We start from the raw sequence: 12,578 nt of genomic DNA, 5'->3' as shown, positions 1-12,578 counted from the left end.
CGACCGAATACAGGTAGCGGACTCGCCGCCCCGTCAGCCGGCCCGCTTGGCGTCCTTGGTGAAGCAGCGTGCGATGTTCTGCTCGCCCGGCCGGCCCAGGAAGTCCATCGGGGACTTGCTCGACGGCTTTGCCTTCGGGTCGGCGTCGAAGTTGATCATCCAGAAGTAGATGCCGGCGAGGTCCCGCTCGCGCATCACCTGGCAGGCCGCGTCGAACCAGCGCTGCTGGATCTCCGGCTTGATCGAGCCCTTGGCGCGCGGTGACCACGGCTCCTCGTACGCCCCGGAGCGCGCACCGATCGCCACCTCGGCCAGCGTCAGGTTGCGGATCGACCCCTCGCCACGGTTCTTGTCGAGCCACTCGTTCCAGCCGTCCACGAGCCGGCTCACCGGGGCGCTGTCCGGCACCTTCAGCGGCGGGTACGCGTCGACGGAGAGGGTGATTCCCGACGCCGGCCCGGTCTTCCGGAGCCGGTCGTGGTTGGCGCTGTAGTCGAGTTCCCCCTTGTAGACCGCCTTCACGCCGGTCGCGACCGTACGCCAGCCGGTGGTGCTGCTCTCCAGCGAGTTCAGCTCGGTGCCGACGACGAACGTGGCGACCTTCGCCGCCTCGGCCACCTTCGCGTACTCGACAAGCATGTCCCGGTACGACGCGAACCACTTCGTGCGGCTCTCCGGGCGGATCGAACCCCGCCACATGTCCGGGTCGTCCGTGGTCAGGTTGCGCTCGTTGAGCATCGGCCGGACGGCGGTACGCAGACCGCGTTTGTTGGCCTCGTCCAGCACGACCTCCAGCCGGGCGGGCGACGGGGTGATCGGATGGTCCATCCGCACCGCGCTGGCGTACGCCGAGTCCATCACGAACGAGAACGAGACGGAGATCGAGTTGGCGCCGAGCGCGACCACGTGGTCGAGCACCTTCTGCGCCTTGGCGCGCACGATCTGGTCGGTGTCGTCCTCGTTGTTCTCCCAGTAGATCGCGATGCCGTGCTGGCGCATACCGGGCTGCCACGGCTGGCTCACCCTGGTCACCTGCGGCTCGGCCGACGCGCTGGGGCCGGCGGTGCTCCCCGGCGGTGCCTTGGAGAGGCGGTCCAGCGGGTCGCCCTCGCTGGACGAGCAGCCGGCCGCCAGCAGCACCGCCAGCACCGTGGCACCGCACGCCACGGCCCTTCCCCGGATGCCGGCGGTCCTCATATCGGCTTTGCGATCACTACGAACTGCTGCTGGCCGCCGCGCAGGTGCCGGATCAGCCCACGGATCGCCCCGACCCCCTCCATCAGCGAGAAGATCGGTACGAGCAGGATCACCGCTATCCCCTCCCACCACCGGTACTTCGCCCGGCGGGAGACGCTCACGTTGATCCGCAGCCCCTCCGTGTAGAGCCAGATCGCGTACGCCATGTTGAGGGCCCAGATCGGCAGCACCAGGAGGGTGATCGGCACCGTGTCGTACGACCCGAGCACCCAGCCCACCAGCAGGATGGTGCCGAGGTGCTGTAGCGGGCTGATCACCCAGGTGAACGTCGAGTACCCGATGTAGAGCCGGTCGCGCAGCGGGATCCGGTCGTCGAGGGCCAGCCCGATCAGGCCCCACGCCCACCGTTCCCGCTGCCGGAAGAAGTCGCGGACGGTGGCCGGCGAGGCGCCGTAGCAGCGGCCCGCGAACCAGGCACTCCGCCCGGGGTACCGCCGGCTGAAGACCAGCGCGAACTGGGCGTCCTCGACGATCGCCTCGGGTCCGAAGTCCCAGCCGATCTCGGCCTCCACCGAGGCGCGGACGAGCAGCAGCTCGCCGTGCACCCCGGCCAGCGGGTGGCCGCCGCCGGTGAACGCCGAGTAGATGGTGACGTCCGCGATCGGCCGGCTCGCGTCGGCCAGCCAGGTGAGCCGGTTGCGGGCGTGCTCGCGCGGGTAGGTGAGGATGCCCTGGGCCAGGTGGCACGCCTCGTCGCCGAGGCCGCGCTGCTGCTCGATGAGCCGGGCCAGCGCGATCGCCGTGTCCAGCCCCACGCCGGTGTCGTCGTCCATGTGCAGCACCCAGACGTCGTCCCGGTCCTCGTGCTGGGCGATGCGCAGCTCGTGGACGTAGTTGTTGGCCCGGGACTTGAACTTGGTGCCGTTGACGGTGTGGTAGCTCCGGGGCACGGTGACGACCCGGATGTACCGGCTGATCTCGCCCAGCTTGTAGATCTTCTCCGCCGCCTCGCAGCCCTCCTCGATTACGACGTCGACCCGCAGCTTCGGGAAGCACTCCGGCAGGTACGTGATGTACGAGTGCACCACGCGGTCGAGCGCCGGGTAGGTGTCGTGCCGGCCGATGGTCGGCACCACCACCACGAGCCGGTCCCGGCACCGGATGATCTGGTCGTCGGCGGCGGTGAGCCGGTCGCGGCGCAGCCGGCGCCGGGTCACGACCGCGCCGGCCAGCCCGAGGATCGTCCCGATCACCGGATACGTCCACAGCACGGTCACCACGGCACCGAGCGGCCCGGTCGACTTGACGCTCAGGAAGAGCGTGACCGCGAGCACGACGACGAACCACGCGACGAGCGGCCACATCCGGGGCAGCCAGCTCGCATGACGCTGCGCCATCGTGGTGGCACGGGTGGTGATCGGGATGCGTACGGCCGGCATAACGTGCGTCTCGCCGGAGCGCTGTTGCGGGATGATCTGGGTCCGCTCACCCGGCTCGTCGCGGCGCGAGGGCGCGACGTGCGTCGTCACACGGGGTCCTTCCGGGTCAGCAACGCGACGGTGTAGCCGGTTGTCCACCAACTTTGCGTGACATCATAACGTTCCTTCAGGACGTCCTTCTTCGCTCCGTCGAGGTCGTCCAGCGGGTCGCCGTACTCGCCCAGCCGCAGCACCCAGATCCGCTGCGTCTCGCCGAGCCGGGCCGCCACGTCCTGGTGCTCGCTGGACACCATCCACCCGTCGGTACGCATCGGGCGGTCCATCAGCAGGTCGGTCGGGCGGCGCTCCGCCGGCAGGTAGTGCGCGACGACGTCCCGGTTGAGTACGCCGGGACCCCGGTCCTTGAGCCCGTAGACGATGCCGTCGCCGGGGCGGAAGTCGCGCTCGATCAGGGCCACCACCGCCTTCGTGTCCTGGTACCGGAACGAGGACTTGCGCACCTCGACGTGCCCGGGCAGGGCGAGTACGGCGAGTGCGACCATCGCCGAGATCGCCGCGAGCAGCCCGCGCCTGGCGAGCAGCAGGCCGACCAGCACGGTCCAGCCGACGATCGTGTAGAGCACGTACCGCTGCTGCCAGATGTGCGTGACCGCACCGAGCGCCATCAGCAGCCCGACCGGTACGACGCCGAGGGTGATCGCCACCACGGCGCCCCGCTCGCGGGAGATCGCGGCCACGCCGAGAGCGATCACCGCGCCGCCGATCAACGAGCCGCCGAAGAACTCCAGGCCGTATGCCTCGATCTGGTGCAGGTCGGTGAAGGGGATCCAGCCGATCTGGGTGCCCTGCTGGCGGCGGCCGATCAGGATGATCGGCAGCAGCGGGATCAGCCCGGCGAACGCACTCGGCGTCCACCGCCACAGCAGCTTCGGCTTCGTGAGCAGCACGGCGAGGCCGTGCGCGGCGAGCAGCAGCAGCGCGACCAGGTGCATCAGGCCGAGCGCGGCGACGGCGGCGCCGTACATGAGCGCGATGCCGAGGGTGAACCGCTCCAGCATCCGGAGCAGCAGCAGCGTGGCCACCGCCGCCGCGAGGGTGGCCAGCGCGTACGGCCGGGCCTCCTGCCCGAAGCGGGTGGTTATCGGCAGGATCGCGAAGGTGAGCCCGGCGAGCAGGCCGATCTGGTGCGAGCCGAGCCGGGTGCCGATCCGACCGACGACCGCGGCGGCACCGGCCATCGCGAGCACCGACGGCAGCCGCAACGACACGTCGGAGTCCCCGAAGACGACCGTCCAGATCCGGATCAGCACGTAGTACGGCCCGATGGTCGCGTCGGTCCCGTCGAGCTGCCGCCACAGCTCCGACCACGACACCGTGGTGATGCCCCAGGTGGCCAGCTCGTCGGCCCACAGCCCGGGCCCGCCCAGGCCGATCGCGCACAGCACCAGGGTCAGCAGGGCCGGTGCGCCCCAGGCGATCCGGCGCTGCCAGGCCGCCCGCCGCTGAAGGCGCTCGGCCTCCTCCTCGGTCGGCGACCTCGGCAGCAGGATGGTCGCGTCCGACGCGGGCTCCGGTGTCTCCACCTGACCCACCCGGCGCGGCAGCGGGATGTGTACCTCACCGTTGGGCGTCGCCACCGGAAGCTGCGAGCGAGCGGCCCTATTCATCGGAGCAGGACATAGCAGTGCCGGAACATCCAGATCCCCTTGTCGGGCGCGCAGTCGTGTCAATCCCCGGCGCCACACGCGGTCCCGTCGTCGTTGCGATCCAGACCGTGCCGGTCGCGCCCACCAGTGATCTTAAGCGGCTCGAATCCGCGCTCTCGCAGCCAACCGCACCTGTCGGTCACACCGTCCGGAAACTTCCACGGTACGCAGACGTCGCGGTCGCCGTACGCGTGGTCACAGCCGTCCGTACCCTCGGCGATCTCGACCCCGGCGGTCGGCGACGGCCCGGCGCCGCGCGGCTTGGCACCCGGCTGCTGGGCGAACGGCTGCACGTACGGCGGTGGTGCCCCCACCGGGCCGGTCGGGTCCGGAGCGTCGGGGCGCTGCCCCGGCTCCGACTCACCGCCGCTCTCCTCCGCCGGCTCGTCGGCCGGCGTCGCCGAGGTGCCACCGCCCCAGAGGATGTCGGAATCACCGCCGCCGGCCACCAGCACACCGACGACGCCGACCACGAGCACGAGCAGCACCAGCCCTGCCGCGACGGCGAGCTGTCCACGGCGACCGCTGGCCCTGACCCAGCCGGCGACGGCACGGAACCAGCGACTCATCCGAGCTTGACCCACTTGGCGATCGACGGTACGCCGTTGGCGTTGTGCACGAACAGCATGTACCAGCCGGGCGGCGCCAGGTTGGGGTTGGTCGTCACGTTCAGGTCGATGGTGTTGCCGCTGACCGTCATCGGCAGCTCGACGAACCGCTGGTTGGGGTCGGACGAGTGCGTCACGGCAGCCGGCCGGATCAGCGACGCCCGGGTCACCGCCGAGTCGACGGTGATCCGCTGGGTGCTGCCGTACGCCCAGTTGGTCCGGGCCAGGGTCTGGATCGCCGGCCGGGCCCCCTTGAAGAGGTAGGGCGGCGAGTAGACCGAGATGCGGTTGTCGAACGAACCGTTGCCGGGGTTGTCACCGACCGCCATGACCCGCCCGTCGGGCAGCAGGAACGCCGACGAATGGTATGTGCGCGGCACCGGGTCGGTCGCCATGTCCTGACGGAACTGGTTGGTCTGCGGGTCGAAGATCGACGCCTCGAAGACCGGGTCGGCCCGGTTGTGCAGCGCGCCGCCGGTCTCGAAGACCGTGCCGTCCGGCAGCAGTACCAGGGAGACGTACATCTTGCCCTGGTCGCCGCTCTGCGGCACGCCACCGGTCAGCGTGCCCTGCGGGAGCGGCGGACCCGGCACGTACCGTGGGCTGGCGGCCTTGAGGTCGATGACGTCGGTCAGCCGGTGCGCGGTCGCGCCCGCGTCGCCGTTGCCGCCGCCCACCGTCAGCACCCGCTGCGCCTGGGCCGGCGGGAGCAGCACGCTCATCGACTGGTCGCGCTCGTCCTTGCGCTGGAGGCCGGGCACGTCGGTGATGGTGCCCTTGCCCACGTCGTAGATCGACGCCCCGCTGCCCGGCAGGGCGACGCCGAAGGTGTGGCTGCCGGTGTAGAAGAGCCGGCCGTCCTGCATCAGCACCATCGCCGGGTACAGGCCCCACCAGGCCCAGGTCTGCTTCACCTCGTTCATCGGCAGCCAGCGCTGCTGGGCGGAGCTGAAGTAGTCGGTGGTGGTGGTGCCGGTGGAGTCCTCGCCGAGGCCGCCGAGGGAGAGGATGTCGCCGTTGCCGAGCATCGTCGCCGACGGGTACCAGTGGCCGGCGAGCATGTCGTTCGTCCGGCTGTACCTGTTGGTGGCCGGGTCGAAGATGTAGGAGTCCTTGAGCCCCTTGTAACCCACGGTGCCGTCGGCGGTCGGATAGTCCTTGTTGCCGCCCATCACCAGCACCCGGCCGTCGCGTAACTGCACGTGCCCGGCGCAGAACAGGTCGACCGGTGTGGCGACGTCGGTGAAGGCGCCGGTCGCCGGGTCGTACACGGCGGTCTTGAACGTGCCGGCCTCGAAGGCGCTGGGGTCGTTGCCGGAGCCCGCGACGAGCAGCACCTTGCCGTTGTGCAGCATCACCGCGTGGATGCCCCGCACCGTCGACTCGTACGGCATCACCTGCCACTTGCCCCTGGTGCATCCGGCGGCGTCGGTGCAGCCGCTGGGGGTGGGCATCGGCGCGTTCGCGTCGACCATCGAGTAGTCGTCGGTGATCAGCGTGCCGGTGCTGTAGAGGCTGACACCCCAGGTGATCTGGTCGGTGTTCGCCGGGATCGGGGGCGTCCGCACCACCTTGCGCTGCCAGGTGCTGGTCGCCGCGAGGGTCGCCGAGTCCAGCCAGTACTGCCAGCCGTCCCGGGTGTCGTGCCGGAACAGCGTGATCGCGTTGGCGGCGGTGGTCGACTTGTACCAGACCGAGAGGTCGTACTGGTTACCGACGGTGACACGGGGAGCGCACTGCGCGTTCTCCGCCATCATCGCCTTGCGGTCGCCCGAGGTCAGCTCGGTGATGGCGATCCGCATGGCCCGCCGACCGCTACGCGCGTCGGCCGTCAGGCCGAACGTGTACGAGTGGTCGCCGAGCCCGGACCGCTCCCAGCAGGTCGGGAACCCGTTGGGGCCCAACGTCTCCAGCCCCGGATTCCGCACCAGGTTGGTCGCCGCCTCGGCCGGTGTGGCGACCAGACCGACGGTCAGCAGGAGCACAAGGGCGAGTAGCCGGCCAAGTCCGCGGCGGAGCTCCGGACTGAACATCGGAACGGCTTCTGCGGGAGGCACGGCGTCTCCTGTCGATCCTCGTCTACACCTGGGCCGCCCCGCAGCGTACCGGCCATCGTCGTCCCGGCCAATCTGGGCTTCCGGCACTCTCCGGATGGCGCGATCCACGGTTCGGCAAGCGGAGGACCGGCACCGAGCAGAGCGGAGGCGGGACGGGACCGGCAGCCCGATCGCCTTGCCGGGCAGCAGGCTGCGGACCGGGGACGAGGCACTACCCGGCATCCTCAACACCATGACCGGCAACGTCGACACCCGGCGCTCGACCGTCGACACCTCCACCGGCCCCGGCTGGGACGGCTCCGGAGACCGCGTCGAACGACTGTCCGGCGGTGAGAGCCCTGGTGTGGCCGGTGTCGGGCGGGCAACGTCCGCGACGGCAGCCGGTCGGGCACCGTACCGACGACGCGAGCGCTCAGTCCCCCGGCCCTCCTCGGACGCGTGCGGGGGACAAATGCTCACATACCGGCTGCACCATCTGCTGCCACGGGCTGCCCAACAGCGCGATCGGATAACTCACCTGCCGACGGCGACGGTCGGCGGTCTCCACCGAGAAGCTGACGTCCAGCGGCTCCGGCGCGAACGCGGTCGCGCATTCGAGCGTGACCTCGACGTCGACCCAGCCCATCCCACCCGGACGCACCAACCAGGACCGGTCGGTGCCGCCGATCACGACGCCGGACCCCCGTGCCCCGTCCACCCACACCGTGATCGGCGCCGAACCGGCGTTGACCAGCACCAACTGCGCGTCCAGCCGCACCGTCCCGTCGCCGACGGAACCCACCCCGCCGTTGTACGCACCCGGCATGGCCACCAGCGTCGCGCCGGCCCGCTCCTGGCGCGACTTCCACAGTTCGTCGCCGCCCACACCACCGAGCGCCACTCCGAACACGAACACGGCGACCAGATGCAGGGCCGCCCTCCGCCCACCCCAGGCCCCGGCCGATCCCTCCCCGGCGCGTGGCCCATCGCCGGGCACATCCAGGTCGATGACATCGGGGCCCATCGTCATGACGGCAGCTTAGGGTCCGCTCCCGCCAATGTCCTATCAGGACGGCGAAGCCCGGCCCGCGACATCGTGTTCTGATTCGCCAGCACCGATTCCGACCGGGTGGCCGGTCGGACCCCGGAGCGACCGGCCACCGTCGTGTCGCAGGTCGGCACGGCCGGCGGAGTACTGTCGTCCCGACCTCACACGCCACGCCCGCACAGGTCACACCTCCGCCGCCCGGTCGCCACTGCGGGCAGTGCCGTCGACCGGGCGCCGACGCCGCCGCTCGGCCACACCGGGTTCGGACACCTGCACCGGAACTCGTCGGGCGAGCGGAGCTGAGCACCGGGCCAGGCGACGTCGTCGACGGCCAGCCACGGTTCGCCGACCACGGTCGCCGGGGTCACCCCGGCAAACGCCACGACGTCCCGGTGCAGGTGGGACTGGTCGGCGTAGCCGCCCTCCGCGGCGACCCGGGCCGCGCCCACACCCGCAACCAGACGGTGGGCGGCACGGTCGAATCGGACCAGCCGCGCGGCACGCTTGGGCGACAGGCCGATCTGTGCCCGGAAGCGGGACCAGAGCCGCTTACGGCTCCAGCCGACCTCGGCCGCGAGTCCGTCGACCCGGACCAGGCCACGGCCGACGAGGATCCGGTGCCAGGCCCAGGCCACCTCCGGCGCCACGGACGAACCCGCCGCGCGTCGGCGGGCGAGCAGGGTCTCCGTCAGCGCGAACCGCTGCTCCCAGGACGAGACCTCGGCCAGTCGCGCACGGATCCGCGACGCTTCCCGGCCCCACAACTCGTCCAGGGCCAGCACGACGCCGTCCAGCTCTCCCGGCGCCACGCCGAGTACCGCGTGCGCGACCACCGGGGAGAGCCGCACCTGCACGCACTCGACGTCCTCCCCGCGTACCCACACCGCGCCGCCGACCCCGAAGCCGAGCCCGGCGACGAGACTCCCCCGCCGCTGCTGCCCGGCGGCGTCGGCCACGACGGGCGTACCGGCACCGAACTCCAACGCCAGCGTCACGGCCGGGTACGGGACCAGCCGGTGACCGACGGCGGCCGTACCGGGATCACGGGCCCGGAACCCCGCCATTGTGACCCCGGGCATCCGGCTCGGCGACCTCGGACGCGTGGCGTCCCACACCGCCGGGTCGGCCCGTCCGGGCACCGTGGACCGCATCGCCCCATGGTAGGCGAGCCGCGACACGGGAACATTCGTCCAATCCGGCCGCCGGTCCGGACGGCGACAGTGGGCGGATGACGACTCTTCCGTGGCTCGACACCCGCATCCGTGCGGTCGGACCCGTCAGGCCGACCAGCCCCGTCCGCGACGTGCCGACCGGTGGTCCGAGGTGACCCGGGCGGGAGGTCGCCTGCGGCGCCGCATGATCGTGCTGGCCGTCCTGGCGACCGTCGTCGGGCTGCTCCTGGCGAACGCGGTGGCGGTGGCCCGGCAGGCTGCCGGGGCCACCGGAAGCTCGGTCCTGGCACTCGACGGCGGGGACGTCCACGTGCAGCAGGACGGGCCGCCGGAGGCCCCGGCACTCGTACTGGTCCACGGGCTCGCCGGCTCGACCCGGTGGTGGGATCCGCTGGTGCCGACGCTGGCGGAGTCCTACCGCGTGATCCGGATCGACCTGCTCGGGCACGGCCGGTCGGCGAAACCGGCCGGCGAGGGCTACGGAATCCCGGACCAGGGGCGGCGGGTCGGCGCGGTCCTGGACCGGCTCGGCGTCCGGCACGCCGTCGTGGTCGGCCACTCCACCGGCGGCTCCGTCGCCACCGCCGCCGCCGAGCAACGACCCGAGCTGGTCACCGCGCTCGCCCTGGTCAACACCGGCCCCCGGCTGGACGCACTGATCTCCGAGGGGCCTGTCGGCCAGCTCATGCCGACCCCCGTCGTCGGGCACCTGCTGTGGCGACTCCGCACCGACGGCCTGCTCCGGCAGGCGCTGAGCACCGGCTTCGGCCGCCCCGACCATCCGATCCCGCAACAGCTCGTGGACGACGCGCGCGGCACGACCTACCACGCCTTCACCACCACCTCCCGGGCCGCCGACGACTACCTGGAGCAGCGCCCGCTACCCGACCGGCTGACCGCGCTCGGCAAGCCACTGCTGGTGCTCTTCGGCGTACAGGACCGAAGGTGGCGGTCCTCGTCCGCCGCCGAGTACCGCGCCGTGCCGGGCGCGACCGTCGAGTTGATGTCCGGCGTCGGGCACTCCCCGATGATCGAGGACCCGGCGCGGACCGCCGCCTCCCTGCTGGCCTTCGCCGGGCGACACGCCGGGAAGACGGGCTGACCACGGCGACGAGGCGTTGCGCAGGCCGTACTCGACGGCGATGGCGTCGATGGCGTCGACCGTCCCGGCCGGCGAGCGGCGGGTCCGGCAGGGCACCCGCCGGCCGGTTGAGCATTCCTATCGCGCGAAGCCGCCCAAGGACCGGGCGTCGGGTACCGTTCGGGCGCTGCCGGGCGGCGGTCACCGCCGCCTCCGGCCTGCCCGGCCGACGGCCGCACGACCGGGGGCACGCCGTGGTCTCAATGGCCGAGCGGCTCGGCGGGCATCGGGCCGACGTGGTACGGCAGCATCATCTCGTTGTCCTCGTGTTCCAGGATGTGACAGTGCCAGGTGAACCGGCCGGCGGTGTCGAACCGGGCCTTCACCCGGGTGACGTGCCCGGGCAGCACGACCACGGTGTCCTTGAAGCCGCGCTCCGGATCCTCCGGTGGGCGTCCGCCGTCCCGGCCCCGCCCGACAACCTGGAACTGGACCTGGTGGATGTGCACCAGGTGGGCGTCCGGGGTGAAGTTGTGGAACTCCCAGATCTCCGTCGCGCCGAGCATCGGGTTCTCGGTGATCGGGCTGTGGAACTCGTGCGGTAGCCCGGAGCCGTCCGGGGCCACCGTGCCGAGCAACTGGACCACCGCCGCCCGGCCGGCCAGGTCGGCCCGGCGGATGTTCAGCGACAGTTGACGGGTCCGGGACGCCGGACCGAGCGGCGTGACCTCGGGCAGCCGAAGCTGCTCCGGCGGGACGCTGTGGTCCGCCCCGGTACGCCTGCCGACGAGGAACTTCAGCACCTGCCCGGTGGTCTGCGGATCGGCCACCTCGAAGTCGACTCCCGGCTCGCCACCGGTGTAGCCGCGGTCCGGCCCCTCGTTGACCAGATAGAGCGCGGTGCCCTCGGGAACACCTGTGAAGTCGACGACCACGTCGATCCGCTCGGCGCTGCCGAGCAGCAACCGCTCCTGCGGCACCGGTCGGGGCAGGAATCCACCGTCGCTGCCGACCTGCCAGAACGGCAGCACCGACGAGGCCGGCCGGGCGGTCGGGCTCGACGCGATCCGGAGCAGCAGGAAACGCGAGTTGCAGCCGTTGAGCAGCCGCAGCCGGTACCGGCGCGGCTCGACGGTGAGCAGCGGCCAGGTGCGGCCGTTGACCACCATGGTGTCGCCGAAGACCAGATGGTCGAACGAGGACCCGTCTGACGCCGGCCCCGGCATCCCGGCGTGGCCGAACCCCTCCGCCTGCGCCGGGTACCGCAGTTCACCGTCCGGTGTGAATGAGCGGTCCTGGATGAGGAGCGGGATCTCGTACGGACCGGTGCCGGCCGGGTCGTCGGAGTCCGGGGCAGGGCCGGGCAGCACCCCGGGCGGCAGATCGGCCGGCCCACCCCGCAACAGGTAGAACCCGGCCGGTCCGGCGTACACGTTGAGCCGGGTCATCCCCATGGTGTGGTCGTGATACCACAGCGTCGTCGCCCGCTGGTCGTTCGGGTACTGGAAGACGGCGCTGCCCGGCTGCCAAACCACCGCCTGCCGCTCCTGGAAGGACCTGGCGAACGACGCGTACGCGGAGCCGTACCGGGCGAAGCCGTCCGGGATGTCCCGGGCGTTCGGCAGGTACCACGCCTCGGGATAGCCGTCGCTGTCGTCCTGGGTGTGCGCGCCGTGCAGGTGGGTGACGATCGGAACCGGTCCGGCGTACCAGTCGGGCGCGGTGTCGAAGTGCGGGCGACTGTCCCGCCCGACGTCGCCACCGCCCGGGTTTGCCCAGCTCACGGTGGGGTCGACCGGCAGCAGATGGGGAAGGAACCTGCCCTGCCCGTCGAGGAGTTCGTTGACCCAGGTGACCCGGACGGGACGGTCGACCCGGGCCTCGACCGTGCAGGCCGGGTAGCCGAACGTCGCCGGGTGGTCGGGGGCGCCGTAGCCCCAGACCGTGGTGGCGGGCAGCCCGGGCGGGAGTACCTGCTGGCGGAACTGCCGGACGCTGATCACGTACTCGTCGAACGGGCGCTGCGGGCCGGCCGCCAGTCCCGGCATCGACGCCGGGATCCGCAGTTCCGTGACGTACTTCGGGATCGCGGCCGGCGAGATCGACGGACCGGACGCATCGGCGTCGGCCCGCCGGGGCAGCAGCAGGCCGGCTCCCCCGGCGGCGCTCGCGGCGATCAGGTTCCTGCGTGAAACCATCCTGCTTCCCATCCCTCGACGCGGTCACGCTGGTCGAACGGAACTCACCTTTCCGCTGTGATCAGCGATTTATGGCGGATTCACGGAAGAATC

General features: G+C 71.6%; 9 protein-coding genes. 1 reads left to right on the top strand and 8 read right to left on the bottom strand.

Going from position 1 to position 12,578, the window contains the following annotated elements; translation table 11 throughout:
• Positions 1-33: 33 nt before the first annotated feature.
• The 7 genes from Pen02_RS26940 to Pen02_RS26910 form a co-directional block, all read right to left on the bottom strand.
• Entirely contained in the window at positions 34-1,167 is a 1,134-nt protein-coding gene (locus Pen02_RS26940) for a glycoside hydrolase family 113 (protein ID WP_203868902.1), read from the bottom strand.
• A 26-nt stretch (positions 1,168-1,193) separates the two neighbouring features.
• Complete coding sequence (locus tag Pen02_RS26935) at positions 1,194-2,726, bottom strand: glycosyltransferase family 2 protein (protein ID WP_203868901.1); 1,533 nt, start codon at positions 2,724-2,726, stop codon at positions 1,194-1,196.
• Positions 2,723-4,303 carry a glycosyltransferase family 39 protein gene (locus tag Pen02_RS26930; RefSeq protein WP_203868900.1) on the bottom strand — a complete coding sequence of 527 codons (1,581 nt, stop codon included), beginning with the start codon at positions 4,301-4,303 and terminating at the stop codon, positions 2,723-2,725. Before Pen02_RS26930 ends, Pen02_RS26935 begins: the two co-directional genes overlap by 4 nt.
• A gap of 59 nt (positions 4,304-4,362) precedes the next feature.
• Positions 4,363-4,911, bottom strand: coding sequence for a hypothetical protein (locus tag Pen02_RS26925; RefSeq protein WP_203868899.1), 549 nt, complete (start codon positions 4,909-4,911; stop codon positions 4,363-4,365).
• Entirely contained in the window at positions 4,908-6,935 is a 2,028-nt protein-coding gene (locus tag Pen02_RS26920) for a galactose oxidase early set domain-containing protein (RefSeq protein WP_239141338.1), read from the bottom strand. Before Pen02_RS26920 ends, Pen02_RS26925 begins: the two co-directional genes overlap by 4 nt.
• Positions 6,936-7,419: 484 nt before the next feature.
• On the bottom strand, positions 7,420-8,016 hold the full coding sequence (locus Pen02_RS26915) for a hypothetical protein (RefSeq protein WP_203868897.1): 597 nt from the start codon (positions 8,014-8,016) through the stop codon (positions 7,420-7,422).
• Positions 8,017-8,195: 179 nt separating this feature from the next.
• Entirely contained in the window at positions 8,196-9,185 is a 990-nt protein-coding gene (locus Pen02_RS26910) for a helix-turn-helix domain-containing protein (protein ID WP_239141336.1), read from the bottom strand.
• Positions 9,186-9,357: 172 nt separating this feature from the next.
• Here Pen02_RS26910 and Pen02_RS26905 point away from each other — a divergent pair, with 172 nt between their 5' ends.
• The gene (locus Pen02_RS26905; RefSeq protein ID WP_203868896.1) at positions 9,358-10,308 is read left to right on the top strand and encodes an alpha/beta fold hydrolase; all 951 of its coding nucleotides are present in this window, start codon (positions 9,358-9,360) and stop codon (positions 10,306-10,308) included.
• A 239-nt stretch (positions 10,309-10,547) separates the two neighbouring features.
• Here the strand turns inward: Pen02_RS26905 and Pen02_RS26900 are convergent, their stop codons facing one another.
• Complete coding sequence (locus Pen02_RS26900; RefSeq protein ID WP_203868895.1) at positions 10,548-12,485, bottom strand: multicopper oxidase family protein; 1,938 nt, start codon at positions 12,483-12,485, stop codon at positions 10,548-10,550.
• Positions 12,486-12,578: the final 93 nt, after the last annotated feature.

Origin of the sequence: Plantactinospora endophytica (genome assembly GCF_016862915.1) — a bacterium.
Classification (GTDB): domain Bacteria; phylum Actinomycetota; class Actinomycetes; order Mycobacteriales; family Micromonosporaceae; genus Plantactinospora; species Plantactinospora endophytica.
The sequence above is the reverse complement of the archived record's forward strand: the minus strand, read 5'-3'. Positions and strand labels throughout refer to the sequence as shown.

What these genes read in the sequence shown, in the direction of transcription:
- Pen02_RS26925 (WP_203868899.1), bottom strand. Translation starts at nt 4,911, where the DNA reads ATGAGTCGCTGGTTCCGTGCCGTCGCCGGCTGGGTCAGGGCCAGCGGT.
- Pen02_RS26930 (WP_203868900.1), bottom strand. Translation starts at nt 4,303, where the DNA reads ATGAATAGGGCCGCTCGCTCGCAGCTTCCGGTGGCGACGCCCAACGGT.
- Pen02_RS26900 (WP_203868895.1), bottom strand. Translation starts at nt 12,485, where the DNA reads ATGGTTTCACGCAGGAACCTGATCGCCGCGAGCGCCGCCGGGGGAGCC.
- Pen02_RS26915 (WP_203868897.1), bottom strand. Translation starts at nt 8,016, where the DNA reads ATGACGATGGGCCCCGATGTCATCGACCTGGATGTGCCCGGCGATGGG.
- Pen02_RS26910 (WP_239141336.1), bottom strand. Translation starts at nt 9,185, where the DNA reads ATGCGGTCCACGGTGCCCGGACGGGCCGACCCGGCGGTGTGGGACGCC.